This is a genomic window from Nocardia miyunensis NBRC 108239, assembly GCF_001613065.1.
Taxonomy (GTDB): domain Bacteria; phylum Actinomycetota; class Actinomycetes; order Mycobacteriales; family Mycobacteriaceae; genus Nocardia; species Nocardia miyunensis.
Map to the genome: position 1 here is coordinate 16,863 of NZ_BDBQ01000016.1, position 13,291 is coordinate 30,153.

Annotated in this window: 13 protein-coding genes; 8 read left to right on the forward strand and 5 right to left on the reverse strand. The window is 68.5% G+C overall.

The genetic code is table 11. The annotated features are described in order from the left end of the window. Nucleotides 1-78 precede the first annotated feature (78 nt). The 4 genes from NM2_RS09005 to ruvB all read left to right on the forward strand — a co-directional run bounded on the left by NM2_RS09005 (nt 79) and on the right by ruvB (nt 3,425). Nucleotides 79-858 (forward strand): ABC transporter permease, encoded by a 780-nt coding sequence (locus NM2_RS09005; protein WP_067666603.1) that lies wholly within the window; start codon nt 79-81, stop codon nt 856-858. A gap of 306 nt (nt 859-1,164) precedes the next feature. Further along, entirely contained in the window at nt 1,165-1,734 is a 570-nt protein-coding gene (ruvC, locus tag NM2_RS09010; RefSeq protein ID WP_067666562.1) for a crossover junction endodeoxyribonuclease RuvC, read from the forward strand. Next, nucleotides 1,731-2,336 (forward strand): Holliday junction branch migration protein RuvA, encoded by a 606-nt coding sequence (gene ruvA, locus NM2_RS09015; RefSeq protein ID WP_067666564.1) that lies wholly within the window; start codon nt 1,731-1,733, stop codon nt 2,334-2,336. The genes ruvC and ruvA overlap by 4 nt, the downstream gene beginning before the upstream one ends. A 6-nt stretch (nt 2,337-2,342) precedes the next feature. Then, nucleotides 2,343-3,425, forward strand: coding sequence for a Holliday junction branch migration DNA helicase RuvB (gene ruvB, locus NM2_RS09020; RefSeq protein ID WP_067666566.1), 1,083 nt, complete (start codon nt 2,343-2,345; stop codon nt 3,423-3,425). A 33-nt stretch (nt 3,426-3,458) separates the two neighbouring features. Here ruvB and NM2_RS09025 read toward each other — a convergent pair whose 3' ends face one another. From NM2_RS09025 to NM2_RS09035, 3 genes are all read right to left on the reverse strand, one after another. Further along, on the reverse strand, nt 3,459-4,088 hold the full coding sequence (locus NM2_RS09025) for a DUF4352 domain-containing protein (RefSeq protein ID WP_245717918.1): 630 nt from the start codon (nt 4,086-4,088) through the stop codon (nt 3,459-3,461). A 248-nt stretch (nt 4,089-4,336) separates the two neighbouring features. Continuing rightward, a complete protein-coding gene (locus NM2_RS09030; protein ID WP_067666570.1) occupies nt 4,337-6,292 on the reverse strand; it encodes a vWA domain-containing protein in 1,956 nt (651 codons plus the stop codon). After that, nucleotides 6,289-7,683: an ATP-binding protein gene (locus tag NM2_RS09035; RefSeq protein ID WP_067666572.1), complete on the reverse strand. Its 1,395-nt coding sequence runs from the start codon at nt 7,681-7,683 to the stop codon at nt 6,289-6,291. The genes NM2_RS09030 and NM2_RS09035 overlap by 4 nt, the downstream gene beginning before the upstream one ends. 404 nt (nt 7,684-8,087) lie before the next feature. On the opposite strand from NM2_RS09035, the gene NM2_RS09045 reads away from it, so the two are divergent. Both NM2_RS09045 and NM2_RS09050 read left to right on the forward strand, forming a co-directional pair. Then, the gene (locus NM2_RS09045) at nt 8,088-8,525 is read left to right on the forward strand and encodes a DUF1707 SHOCT-like domain-containing protein (protein ID WP_067666575.1); all 438 of its coding nucleotides are present in this window, start codon (nt 8,088-8,090) and stop codon (nt 8,523-8,525) included. A 300-nt stretch (nt 8,526-8,825) separates the two neighbouring features. Beyond that, entirely contained in the window at nt 8,826-9,371 is a 546-nt protein-coding gene (locus NM2_RS09050; protein WP_067666577.1) for a DUF8020 domain-containing protein, read from the forward strand. Nucleotides 9,372-9,452: 81 nt separating this feature from the next. On the opposite strand, the gene NM2_RS09055 is transcribed toward NM2_RS09050, so the two are convergent. Together NM2_RS09055 and NM2_RS09060 are read right to left on the reverse strand one after the other, a co-directional pair. After that, complete coding sequence (locus tag NM2_RS09055; RefSeq protein ID WP_067666579.1) at nt 9,453-10,382, reverse strand: hypothetical protein; 930 nt, start codon at nt 10,380-10,382, stop codon at nt 9,453-9,455. Nucleotides 10,383-10,426: 44 nt separating this feature from the next. Next, complete coding sequence (locus NM2_RS09060; protein WP_169816143.1) at nt 10,427-10,984, reverse strand: DivIVA domain-containing protein; 558 nt, start codon at nt 10,982-10,984, stop codon at nt 10,427-10,429. 153 nt (nt 10,985-11,137) lie between these two features. On the opposite strand from NM2_RS09060, the gene NM2_RS09065 reads away from it, so the two are divergent. Further along, the gene (locus NM2_RS09065; protein ID WP_067666583.1) at nt 11,138-12,625 is read left to right on the forward strand and encodes a flavin-containing monooxygenase; all 1,488 of its coding nucleotides are present in this window, start codon (nt 11,138-11,140) and stop codon (nt 12,623-12,625) included. A 234-nt stretch (nt 12,626-12,859) separates the two neighbouring features. Further along, nucleotides 12,860-13,276 (forward strand): preprotein translocase subunit YajC, encoded by a 417-nt coding sequence (gene yajC, locus NM2_RS09070; RefSeq protein ID WP_067666585.1) that lies wholly within the window; start codon nt 12,860-12,862, stop codon nt 13,274-13,276. The last annotated feature ends 15 nt before the right edge of the window (nt 13,277-13,291 follow it).

Genomic DNA, 13,291 nt, shown 5'->3' on the forward strand with positions numbered 1-13,291 from the left:
GCGCAGGCGCCATCTGAAACGGCTGCGGCGCAAGATGATCCGGCGACCGGCGTACCTTCGATCCCGGCCCCGGTGCGGGTGTTCCGGGACAGCGCCATCGTCGCGTACCGGAATCTGATCACGATCGTGCGGGTGCCGACCCTGCTGGTGACCGCGACGGTGCAGCCGCTGATGTTCGTGTTCCTGTTCGCCTACATCTTCGGCGCGTCTCTCGGCGGCAGTCAGTACCGGGAATTCCTGCTGGCCGGAATCTTCACGCAGACGGTCGCGTTCAACGCCGCGTTCACCACGGTCGGCCTGGCCAACGATCTGCAGAAGGGCATCATCGATCGGATGCGCACGCTGCCGATGTCCCGGATGGCGGTGCTGATGGGGCGCACGCTGTCCGATACCGTGGTGAACATCCTGTCGCTGGCGGTGATGGTCGGCTGCGGATATCTGGTCGGCTGGCGGATCAACGGCGGATTCCTCGGTGCGGTAGCGGCTTTCGCGGTGATCCTGCTTTTCGCCTTCGCCATGTCGTGGGTGGGCGCGCTGACCGGCCTGATGTCGCCGAACGTCGAGGTGGCCCAGAGCGCGGGCCTGATCTGGATGTTCCCGCTGACGTTCATCTCCTCGGCCTTCATCTCCGCGGAGACCCTCCCCGGCCCGTTGCGCGCGGTCGCCGAGTGGAATCCCATCACGGCGGTTTCGGCCGCGGGCCGCAAACTGTTCGTCAACGGTTCGCCGCCGTCGTTCAAGACCCCGCACGGCTGGCCCGCCGACCACTGTGTCGAGTACGCGATCATCTGTTCGGTGGTGATCCTGGTGGTCGCTATGCCGCTGGCACTTGTCCAGTACCGCAAGGTTTCTCGCTGATCTCGAAGTTCTCGAATTCGTGCGGGGCCGTCGCTGCGACGGCCCCGCACGGCGTCCGCCGGGCGCTGTGCTGTGCTGCCCGGAGCTCGCTCGCTCGAGGATCGGATCCGTGGCGGGTCGGCGTGCGCCGCTCATACAGGAGGTGTACCTGCGCAGGATCGGATCGTTTTCGCGCAGCACCGCCCGTCAGGGTTGTGGCAGCGGTGCTCGGGGTGCCCGAGCGGGGGTTCGTGTCGGTGTCGGGTGCGGTGCGGGTCGTCCTCTAGACTTCGAACAACTGTTCGCGAATCGGGTAGGGGTGCTTACGTGCGGGTGATGGGTGTCGATCCCGGGCTCACCCGGTGCGGTCTCAGTGTCGTCGAGGGGGGCCTCGGGCGGCAGGTGAGCGCGGTCGGCGTGGACGTGGTGCGGACGCCGGCGGACATGGATCTCGCGCATCGGTTGCTGGCGGTTTCCGATGCGGCCGAGCGGTGGATGGACACGCACGAGCCCGAGGCGGTCGCGATCGAGCGGGTGTTCTCCCAGCACAATGTGCGCACCGCGATGGGCACCGCGCAGGCCGGTGGCGTGATCGCGCTGGCGGCGGCGCGGCGCGGCATCCCGGTGGCGTTCCACACGCCGAGTCAGGTGAAGGCGGCGGTCACCGGTAACGGTTCCGCGGACAAGGCGCAGGTCACCGCCATGGTGACCCGCATTCTCGGCCTGGCGACCGCGCCGAAACCGGCCGATGCCGCCGATGCGCTCGCGCTGGCGATCTGTCATTGTTGGCGGGCGCCGATGCAGGAGCGGATGGCCAAGGCCGAGGCCATGGCCGAAGAACAGCGGCGCAGATATGCGGAACGACTTGCCCGGCAACGGAAGGCGGTGAACCGGTGATCGCGTCGGTACGCGGTGAGGTGCTCGAGATCGGCCTCGACCATGTGGTCATCGAGGCCGCCGGGGTCGGCTATCGGCTCAACGCCACACCCGCGACACTGTCCACGCTCACTCGCGGCGAGGAATCGCGGCTGTTCACCGCGATGATCGTGCGCGAGGATTCGATGACCCTGTTCGGGTTCGCCGACACCGAGGCGCGGGAGCTGTTCGGTCTGCTGCAGACCGTTTCCGGCGTCGGGCCCCGGCTGGCGATGGCGGTGCTGGCCGTGCTCGAACCCGAAGCGCTGCGCAAGGCCCTGGCCGAGAGCAATGTGGCCGCGCTGACCCGCGTGCCCGGCATCGGCAAGCGCGGGGCCGAGCGGATGGTGGTCGAACTGCGCGACAAGGTGAATCTCGTTCCGGTGCAATCGGGTCCGCCCGGCGCAACGCCCGTGCCGGTGGTCACGCCGGTGCGCGATCAGGTGATCGAGGCCCTCGTCGGACTCGGATTCGGCCTCAAACAGGCCGAGCCCGCGGTGGATACCATCCTGGCCGAGGATCCGGGCCTGGACACATCCAAGGCGTTGCGCGCGGCGCTGAGCATGCTCGGGAAGAACCGGTAGCGGCGTATGGGTGAGGAGTTCGAGCAGGACCAATCCCCGGTCACCGCAGACTATCTCAGCTCGGACGGTGAGGTCGAGGCCAGTCTGCGACCGAAGTCCCTGGACGATTTCATCGGTCAGCCGCGGGTGCGCGAACAGCTGGCATTGGTGTTGCGTGGCGCGAAACTGCGTGGCGGGACACCGGATCACGTGCTGCTGTCGGGTCCGCCCGGACTGGGCAAGACCAGTATGGCGATGATCATCGCGGGGGAGCTGGGCTCCGCGCTGCGCATCACCTCCGGTCCGGCGCTCGAGCGGGCCGGTGATCTGGCCGCGATGCTGAGCAACCTCGTCGAGGGCGATGTGCTGTTCATCGATGAGATCCATCGCATGGCCCGGCCGGCGGAGGAGATGCTCTATCTGGCGATGGAGGATTTCCGGGTGGACGTGGTGGTCGGCAAGGGGCCCGGGGCGACATCCATCCCGCTGGATATCGCGCCGTTCACACTCGTCGGGGCGACCACGCGTTCGGGTGCGCTGACCGGGCCGCTGCGCGATCGCTTCGGATTCACCGGGCACATGGATTTCTACGAAGCCGATGAGCTGCAACGCATTCTGGAACGTTCGGCGCGGATTCTGGGGGTACGCCTGGAATCGGACGCGGCAGCCGAGATCGCCGGACGCTCGCGCGGGACGCCGCGCATCGCCAACCGGCTGCTGCGTCGGGTGCGCGACTATGCCGAGGTCCGCGCCGACGGCCTGATCACCGTCGCGATCGCGCAAGCCGCGCTGGCGGTCTACGACGTGGACGGCCTGGGCCTGGATCGCCTGGACCGCGCGGTACTGGGCGCACTGGTCCGCAGCTTCGGCGGTGGGCCCGTGGGTGTTTCGACGCTGGCCGTGGCCGTCGGCGAGGAGGCCGCGACGGTCGAGGAGGTGTGCGAGCCGTTCCTGGTCCGCGCCGGAATGGTCGCCCGCACCCCCCGCGGCCGCGTCGCCACCGCCGCCGCCTGGGAGCACCTGGGCCTGGTCCCGCCCCCGGACCTCGTCTTCGGTTCGATCGAGGTCCGCGGCCGAGAACCGCACCCCACCCTGGATCTGTTCGAATGAGTTGTGCGCCGGGTGTTCTCGGCGCTGACTCACTCAGTGCAGGGCAACCTTCGCACCTCCGGAGAATGCCGAATCATGGAATTCCATGATGCCCGGGGTCGTGCCCTCGGGAACGTCGTAGGCGAGAATCGCGGAGATGTGGTTGCCGGGATTGATCGTCGTCGCGAGATTCGGGTTGAGATTCACCTCGGCGGTCGAGTCGTCGCTGTAGACCTTGCCCTGATTGTCGATCATTTTCTGGTTGTCGGCGAAGTAGGTCTGCGGCTGAGTCCCGGTGTTGCTGATATCGACGTGGACGAGGATGTATTCACCCTGAGCGTCCCGCTTCGTGAATTCATTGGTCCCAACGGATTTCGTCGGCGGATCGATCCGGGTGACGGTGAAGGCGAACTTTCCGTCGCGGACCTGCGTGCCCGCCGCGGCCGCGTTGTCGATGGCACGGGCGGAGACGCCGTTGTTCGCCTCCTGCGCGACATCATGGGCGGCCCCGGCGAACAGCGCGCTGCAGCCCCCGACCACCGCGACGAAGACGACGAACAATCCACCGAGCACCCACGGCCACTTCCGGCGCTGCCTCGGCGGCCGGTGCGGGTAACCGCCGTAGGGCGGCCGCCCGTACGGGCCAGGGGACTGAATATCCTGTGGCGGAGGCATACTCGACATAGAGACCGCCCCTCCTGTTCTGTCCGATTCGATGAATCGAGAGTTCGCTCGGTGATGACTGAAGCGGCATACCGAAACTCTCGGCGGAGCAACAGTGTTGCGCCGAGATCACATCGAACTGGGAAAGAACATGCGGGAGATGACATTCGAGAACACAAGGGTGCCTGTTCATCCCGACGGCCCGGGACTTTGTGCCACTTGCCCGCCCGGCGGACCGGGTGTAGGTCCGCGGGCGGGCGCGTGCACGGTCAGCGTCTGCGGCGGCCCTGGAGGTAGTCGCTGACGACGGCCGCGCCCAGTCCGTCGAGGTCGGGGGCTATGACGCGGCCGCCGCTGCGGCGGGCGACCAGATCGACGAAGGCGGCCAGGCGCGGCTCGTCGCCGAGCATGAAGACCGTGATCGAGGCGCCCAGTTTGGCCAGGGCGTCGACCTGGGTCATCGTGACGGCCAGGGTTCGCGGCTGCGGCGGCCAGTTGAAATACGCCTCGCCGTCGGATTCCAGGTGGGCGGTGGGCTCGCCGTCGGTGACGACCAGGACAACCGGGACCGCGTCGGGATGCCGTCGCAGGTGCCGGGCGGCCAGCAGGAGGGCGTGGTGCAGATTCGTGCCCTGCTCCCAAACCCCTTCCAGCGCGGTCAATTCGGAGACGTCCACCGTTCCGGCGTGGCGGCCGAAGGTGATCACTTCCAGTGCGTCGGAACGGAATCGGGTGGTGATCAGCTGATGCAGGGCCAGCGCGGTGCGCTTCATCGGCACCCATCGGCCCTCCTGCACCATCGACCAGGAGGTGTCCACGCACAGCGCCACGGCCGCGCGCGAGCGCTGCTCGGTCTCGACGATCTCGACATCGGACACGTCCAGCCGGACGGTGCGGCTGCCCGCCGAGGCCGAGCGCAGCACCGCGTTGCGCACCGTCCGCGAGACGTCCCAGGGTTCGGTGTCGCCGAACCGCCACGGCCGCGACGCGCCCGTCGGCTCGCCCGCCGCACCCGCCAGAGCGGTATCGCGCTGGCCACGCCGCGACCGCAACTGCCCGACGACCGCACGCAGCGCGGTCTCGCCCAGACGGCGTAATGCCTTGGGCGTCAAGCGCAGTGATCCGTCCGGGGCGCGCTCGAACAGGCCCTGCCGGCGCAGCTCACGCTCCAGCTCGGCCAGACGCCGGGCATCGACCCGGGCCTCGTCGCCGAGCTGGCGGGTGAGCGCGTCGAGATCGATGTCCTCGAGCCGTGCACCCGGATAGGACTGGCCGAGTTGTTCGGCCAGGGCGTCGAGTTCGGCCAGATCCTGCATGGCCTGCGCGCCCTCGCCCATACCCAGCGGGTCCTGCCCGCGGAATCGCTGCGCGGACTCCCAGTCCTCACCGGGCCGCAACGCCCGCAGATTGGCATCCAGCGCGGCGACCTGCGCGGCGACCTCGGGATCGCCGAACGCCTGCCCGATCAGCTCGGACAGTTCGGCGCGCTGCTGCTCGGACATCGAATTGAGCATGCGTTGCGCGGCGGCCGAGCGGGCGGCGAGCGCATCGATCAACTCGTCGGTGTTGCGCGGATTCTCCGGGAAGAACTCGCCGTGTTCGGCCATGAACTCGGCGAACTGCTGCTCGGTGTCCTCGCCGCGGGCGTGTGCGGCCAGCAGATCGTTGAGATCGGACATCATCCGCTTGATGCGTTCGACATCCCGCGGCGTGGTGCTCTGCAGCGCCTGCTTCATGCCCTGGAAGCGGGATTCGAGCAGTTCCTGGCCGAGCATGTCGCGGATCTTGCGGTAGTTCTCCCGGCCGGTCTCCGAACGCCAGTCGTATTCGGACAGTTCGCCCACCGCGGCCGCCGTGCTGGGCGGCAGCGCGTCGAGCTGGGCCTCGGCGAAACGGGCGTCGTCGGACGGATCGGGGAACAGCGCCCGACGTTCGGCGTCCAGCGCCTCGTCCAGGAGCCGTCGCACCTCCTGCAAGGTGCCGTCGAGCCGGTTGCGGCGGGTGATCTCGGCGCGGCGCTGCCAGACCTGCCGGGTCAGCTCGTCCAGGCCGCGCGTATCGCGCATCCCGCGCCGCAGCAGCTCCTCCAGCGCCCGCCGGGGCGAGCTGCCCTCCATCACCTCGCGCCCGATCTGATCCAGCGCGTCGCGCAGATCCAGCGGCGGCGCGAGCGGATCCGGGCCGTCGTGATATGGGCCGTAGGAGTACCGATCAGGGGCGGTCATGATCCGTAGACCGCCATGCCGTCGTCGGTGTCCTTGGCGACCTGCCGGGCCAGGAACAGCGCCTCGAGGGCGAATTCCACGGCTGCCGCGATCCGGGTGGGCGGTTCGGTGGGAGCCACGCCGAGGCGCTCGGCGACCTCGTGCAGGATCGGCAGTTCGGGCAGTGCGGACAGCACGTCCTTGCCGGGGACGCGTTCACCGGTGGTGACCAGATTGCCGTCGCCGACCGCGCCGGCCAGCGGGCGCAGGTTCATCCCGCCGAGGCGTTCGCGGGCGGTCTCGGAGAACGCGCGGCGCATCAGATGGGTGAGATGTTCCTGTTCGCGGCCCTCCTCACCGGATTCGAACTCCAGCTTGCCGCGCAACACCGCGGGCACCGATTCCAGATCGACCGGACGCGCGACCGCCGGGCTCTCCCCGGTGATCGCGGACCGGCGCAGGGCAGCGGCGGCCACGGTCTCCGCGGCGGCGACGGCGAAACGCGCCGACACACCCGAGCGCTGATCGATCGCGGGCGATTCACGCAATTGGCGCACGAACCGGGCGAGCACCTCGATCAGCGGATCGCCGACCTCGGCGACCAGCTCGGCCTCCTGGCGGACCAGATTCACCTCGGCCTCGACGTCGAGCGGGTAGTGGGTACGGATCTCCGCGCCGAAGCGGTCCTTGAGCGGAGTGATGATGCGGCCGCGGTTGGTGTAGTCCTCGGGGTTGGCCGTGGCGACGAGCAGCACGTCCAAGGGCAGGCGCAGCGTGTAACCGCGGACCTGGATGTCGCGCTCCTCCATGACGTTCAGCAGGGCGACCTGGATGCGCTCGGCCAGGTCGGGCATCTCGTTCACCGCGACGATGCCGCGATGCGCGCGCGGGACGAGCCCGAAGTGAATCGTCTCCGGATCGCCCAGGCTGCGGCCCTCGGCGACCTTGACCGGATCGACGTCGCCGATCAGGTCGCCGACCGAGGTGTCGGGGGTGGCCAATTTCTCGGCGTAGCGTTCCGAGCGATGCCGCCAGGCGACCGGCAGATCGTCGCCGAGTTCGGCGGCCAGGCGTCGTCCGGCCGGGCTGATCGGCTCGAGCGGATGTTCGCCCAATTCCGCGCCCGCGATGACGGGCGTCCACTCGTCGAGCAGGCCGATGAGCGTGCGCAGCAGCCGGGTCTTGCCCTGACCGCGCTCACCGAGCAGGACGACGTCGTGTCCGGCCAGCAGGGCACGTTCGAGTTGCGGCAGAACGGTCCGGTCGAAGCCGACGATGCCGGGCCAGGGGTCGCCGCCTGAGCTGAGCAGGGCCAGCAGATTCTCGCGGATCTCGGACTTGACGCTGCGCGGCAGATATCCGGCGGCGCGCAGCTCGCCCGCGGTGGTGGGGAGGTTCTCCGGTGCGGTCACCGTATCGACGCTACGACGATCCTGCGGTCCCGTCGACGCGACCGGGCTCCGCCATTGCGCGGAAAACAGGTTGACGGGTGTGCATCGTCGGATTCGCGCGGGGCCGACGCCCGCATGATATTCCGGAAACTGCCTGGCCAGAGTGGTTTTCCGGGTGTCGCGGCGGGTGAATTCGGCTCTGCGCGAACATCTTCTCGACGAATGTGCCGCGCAATGCCGCCGGATATGCGGAAATGGCGAGCGCGCACGGACATTGGATGAATTCGCGGAAATGCGCGCCGAGTGCGACGGACTGCGCCGCCGGGCGTACGAGCGAATACGCATCGCGGCGCAGGCGCGGCGGTCCGCGCGCGATCTACCCTGGTGGCAGCTCGATAGTCGTAATTTCCGGTGAGGCGGTAGAGATGGCCGATTCAGACTCCGTGGGCTTCGGGGCGTCCGCGGCATCGGGGGCCGTGCGGATCGGCACGGCAGAACGTGAACAGGCGGCCGCGTCGCTGGGGGAGCATTTCGCGGCGGGGCGGCTGGAGGTCGACGAATACGACGATCGGGTGGCCCGCGCCTATGCCGCGAAGACGGCCGCGGACCTCGCGGTGCTGTTCAGCGATCTGCCGCGCCCGGTGCCCGCGCAGACGCCGCCGCCCGCGCCGACGGCCCGACCGGGCCGGTCGTTGCTGCCGGTGGCCCTGCTCGCCCTGCTGATCCTGGCCGTCGTGCTCGTCGCGACGACTCATTTCGTGCCGTTCTTCGTGTTCCCGGTGCTGTTCTTCATTTTTCTGCGCGGTCGCCGCGGTTGGGGTCAGCAGTATCGCGGACGGCCGGGGCGGTACCACCGGATGTGATCCACCTCGTGCGCCGTGATGGGCGATCCGCTTGCCGCGCAACGATTTCCCGCGCTTCCGCCCGGCCGTGATCCAGATCACCGATGCGGTCTACCTGTTGGTTGTCCGCGGTGACCACAACGTGCGCCCAGCAGGGGTGGCGCACCGCGGCGGTTCCGGGCACTCTCATCGAGGGAAGCCTTGTCGGGCAATGTGATCCAAAATCGACCGCCCTCGCGAGGCTTCCGCCAGAATGGATCCGGTCGAAACGTCGGGGGTCTGACGTGTCGGTAAATCACCGACTGATCGAGGGGAATGCATATGAGAGCCAAGAAATTCGCAGCTACCGCGATACTCGCGATCGGCGCCACGGGCGTCACCGCGGGCGTCGTACAAGCACAGCCCGTCACACCTGCCGCGACCGGCATCCAGGGTGCTGATCACGGCGTGCAGTATTCGGTCGCGCCGACCGCGGACCACACCGGTGTGGCCACGACCGTCGCGGCGGGCCGGTTCGCACTCGGACCGGACGCTCGGACGGTCACGCTCACCGACGCTTCGGGCACGGTCGTGGCCACGGTTCCGCTGGGCCTGCGGTCCGCTGCCGGGCTCGTCGTCCTCACCCCGCGCATCGCGAACGACGGCCGAACCCTCACCCTCACACCGCAATCCGCGTCGTCGAACGTCGTGCAGTCGATCGACGAGGCCGAGACGAACGCGCGCAAGCAGTACAACGCCGGTGTCGGCGCACTGATCGGCGCCGGGATCGGCGCGGTGATCGGCTTCTTCCTCGGCGGCGTCGGCGCCCTGGTGACCATCCCGATCGGCGCGGGTATCGGCGCTCTGATCGGTTACTCCACCCCGTAATTCGGAACCGCCCGGCTGGTATTCGCCGGGATCTCTCCTCGCGCGGCGTCGTTCGGACAACCGGACGGCGCTGCGTCGTGTTCAGCCCCGATCCGCGACGTACCCGGCGTCCGCAGCACCGCCGACCTCGGAAGTTTCGGCCGCGCCGGAGATTTCGGGTGCGTTTGTGGGTTCGCCGGGGTGGTTGTCGTTAGGGGGCTCGTGCGTGGCGGTGCCGGGCTCGGCGGGGTGCTCGTGGTTGGTGAGTTCGCTTGTGGCCGTGCCCGGTTCGGTGAGGCGGTTGTCGTTGGGCAGTTCGTGCGTGGCGGTGTCGGGTTCGGCGGGGTGCTTGTGATCGGGGAGTTCGGGTGTGGCCGTACCGGGTTCGGTGAGGCGGTTGTCGGTAAGGAGTTCGGGTGCGGTCTCGCCAGGTCCTTCGGGGCGATCTTCGAGTGGGAGATCGGCTGTGGCGGTCCGGGTTTCGGGCAGGGAGTCGAATTCGTCGCGGAGGTGGCGGATCTCGGCGGCGAGGTCGTCGCGGAGCTGTTCGCGTTCGGCGAGGCTGGCGCGCATACCCTCGAGGGTGTCGTCCATGGCGGCCAGGCGGCGGTCCGCACCCTCGAGCTGCCAGGCGATGACGGTGCGGCGGTCCACGTCGGCGCTGGCCGTGCCGACCCAGTCGATGACGTAGTCCAGCCAATCGGGCTGTTTGGGCATGGTGACGTTCTCATCCCAGCCCTGCCGCAGCGCGGGTTTGCCCGAGATCACCCGTTCGCCGACCGTGGGCGCGTGCATCTGCACCATGCTCAATTTCCCGGCGCTGGTCACCACCGCCGTCAGGCGGTAGCGGCCCGCCAGGTGCATGCGCAGTTCCGCGGTGCCGCGGCCGTCGGCGTCCATCACACCCAGCCACGGCCCGTCCGCGGCGTCGAGGATGGATTCGATGACGCCGAGCTGCCCGACGCCCCGTCGCAGACGAGTGGCCCGCTTGCGCAGGTCGTTCGGAGTAGCCGTCATCTGATCCCAGTGCATGCATCACCTTTCCGCTCGGCAGGCCGGGCCGGGTGCCACACTACTCACGATGCGGCGTGCGTCCGCTCCTGCTCGGCCAGCGTCCGGACGACGACGTCCAGGAAGGCGTCCACCTCGTCGGCGTAATAGGCCGCGCCACCGGGTTCGGCCGGACCGAAGTCGATCGCCCGCGCGTCCTGGCTGCTCAATCCGGTCGGACCGGCGTGCGCGAGGGCGGCGGCGACGACGTCCAGGAAATTATCGACCTCGGCGGCGGCGTAACCGTCGCGTCCGGCCGGGGGCGCGGAGAATCGGAGCCGCTGGACATCGCGCGGGCTCAGCCGCTCCGGGCCGGGATGCGGTGTGTCCCCGCGTCGCGCGTATTCGAGATCCACGCAGGCGTGATCCAGGTAGTCGTCGACCTCGTCGCGGTCGTAGCCGCCGAGTCCGAATGCGGCCGAAGCGAATTCGTGCTCACGGATCTGCGCGGCGGTGAGCATCGTCCGGCCCCGGAACGCCTCGGCGATGCGCTCACAGAAGGCGTCCACCTCGGCCGCGTCGTAGCCGCGATACCCCGCGGGGGTCCTGGCGAAGCGGGGAATCCGCACGTCCTCGATCGTCACACCGAACATTCTTACTACGGGTCGGGGCGGCGGTAGGGCGGGTCACAGTTATTCGACCGGGTCCGGAGTCCGAACCCGGCTCCGGTGCGGGTGTGCTGCGGGCAAATGATGTGTCATTCTGTATCAGATACTTTGCGTAACGGGAGGTTCGTCGTGGCGCCTCGATTCGATGCGATCGTGGTCGGAGCCGGGTTCGGTGGCATGGGTGCGGGCATCGAGCTCGACCGGCTCGGGCTCGGTGATTTCGTGATTCTGGAGCGGGAGAGCGACCTGGGCGGGACCTGGCACGTCAACCACTATCCCGGACTTGCCGTGGATATCGCCTCGGTCACCTACTCGTACTCCTTCGAACCCAATCCGCACTGGTCGCGCCTGTTCGCGCCGGGTGCGGAACTGAAGCGGTACGCCGGACACGTCGCGGACAAATACGATCTGCGCCGCCGGATGCGCTTCGACACCGTCGTCTCCGGCGCCCGCTGGGACGCCGAACAGAACCAGTGGGTGGTGAGCATCGAGGGCGGTGAATCGCTCACCGCGCGCTATCTGCTCACCGCGACCGGGTTCCTGTCCCAGCCGTACACCCCGCCGTTCCCGGGCATCGAGACCTTCGCCGGCAAGATCATCCACACCACCGCCTGGGACCAGGACTACGACCTGACCGGGCGCAGGGCGGCGATCATCGGCACCGGCGCGACCGCGGTGCAGCTGGTGCCCGAGGTCGCGCGGGTGGTGAACGAGCTGACGGTGTTCCAGCGCACCCCGATCTGGGTGGTGCCCAAGATAGATATGCCGATCCCGCCCGTGGTGCAGAACCTCTTCGACCGCGTGCCGCTCACCCAGCAGGCCGCCCGCCTGGCCAACACCACGGCGCTCGAGGCCCTGATGGTGATCGGCGTCCTGCACTTCCGGCAGGCCAAACTGCTGAACCGGGGTGCGGGCCTGCTGGCAAAGGCCCATCTGCGGACCCAGGTGCGCGATGCGCGGACCCGGCGCGAACTCACCCCGCACTACGACTTCGGCTGTAAGCGGCCGACGTTCTCGAACACCTATTTCAAGACGTTCAACGAACCGCACGTGCATCTGGAGACGCACTCGATCGAACGTGTCGAACCCGGCGGCATCGTCACCGCCGACGGCCGCACCACCGAGATCGATACGCTGATCCTGGCCACCGGATTCAATCTGTGGGATGTGAACTTCCCGGCCGTCGAGATCATCGGACGGGACGGGGTGGATCTCGGAAAGTTCTGGCGGGACAACCGATTCCAGGCATACGAGGGCATCACGGTGCCGAAGTTCCCGAACTTCCTGAGCCTGAACAGTCCGTACTCCTACAGCGGCCTGTCGTACTTCACCACCATCGAGGCGCAGATGAAACACATGGGCCGGCTGTTCGGGGAGATGTTCCGCCGCGACGCCCAGGTGTTCGAGGTGACCGAGCGGGCCAACACCGAATTCCTGGATCGGGTCACCGAGAAGCTGGAGTCCTCGGTGTTCTACGACGGGCACTGCTCGACCGCGCGCAGTTATTACTTCAATCAGCACGGCGAGGCGGCCCTGCTGCGCCCGACGAGCACCCTGAACGCCCATCGCGAGGCGGTCAGTTTCCCCCTGGACGATTACGTGTACGAACACGCCTGAGTCCGCCGCGTCGTTCCCGCCGCGGGCCGCTCGGGCCGAGGGGTGTGCGGTGGGGTAGTGTTCGCCCGACCCCGGGGACGGCCGCCCGGTCGCGACGGCGTCGGCGTCGGTAAGGGTGCTCGAAGCGACCGCAGTGGGCGGTAACGGCGAGCTGATGGCAGACTGGGGTACTACGCTGGCAGTTCGGCGTCCGCCGGACCGCTTCCACCGACAGACCTAGGACCGACGACAACGATGGCGCAACTGCTGTTTCCCCTGCTGCTGGTAGCCCTGCTGGTGCCGATGTTCCTCGGCGTCCGCCGTCAGAAGCGCGAGGCCGCCAACACTACCTCCATGCAGGAGAACCTGAAGGTCGGCGATCGGGTCACCACCACTTCGGGCCTGTACGGCACCGTGGTCGATCTCGACGAGACGACCATCGACCTCGAGATCGCCGAGGACGTCGTGACCACCTGGCTGCGCGCCGCGGTGCGCGAGGTGCGTGCCGACGACGCCTCGGAGGCGGCCGAGGCCGAGTCGCACGACTCCGAAGTCGAGGCGGCCGAGCCGCAGGACTCCGCGACCGAGGCCCAGGCCCCGCACAGCGCGGTCAACGGCTCCGCCGTGGAGGAGTCCGCCGAGGACACCAACACCCGGCTGACCAAGGAATGACCCACCCGCGTCGTC

Coding starts and splice junctions, on each gene's coding strand:
- yajC (WP_067666585.1), top strand. CDS start 12,860: ATGGCGCAACTGCTGTTTCCCCTGCTGCTGGTAGCCCTGCTGGTGCCG.
- ruvB (WP_067666566.1), top strand. CDS start 2,343: ATGGGTGAGGAGTTCGAGCAGGACCAATCCCCGGTCACCGCAGACTAT.
- NM2_RS09030 (WP_067666570.1), bottom strand. CDS start 6,292: ATGACCGCCCCTGATCGGTACTCCTACGGCCCATATCACGACGGCCCG.
- NM2_RS09055 (WP_067666579.1), bottom strand. CDS start 10,382: ATGCACTGGGATCAGATGACGGCTACTCCGAACGACCTGCGCAAGCGG.
- NM2_RS09050 (WP_067666577.1), top strand. CDS start 8,826: ATGAGAGCCAAGAAATTCGCAGCTACCGCGATACTCGCGATCGGCGCC.
- NM2_RS09045 (WP_067666575.1), top strand. CDS start 8,088: ATGGCCGATTCAGACTCCGTGGGCTTCGGGGCGTCCGCGGCATCGGGG.
- NM2_RS09025 (WP_245717918.1), bottom strand. CDS start 4,088: ATGTCGAGTATGCCTCCGCCACAGGATATTCAGTCCCCTGGCCCGTAC.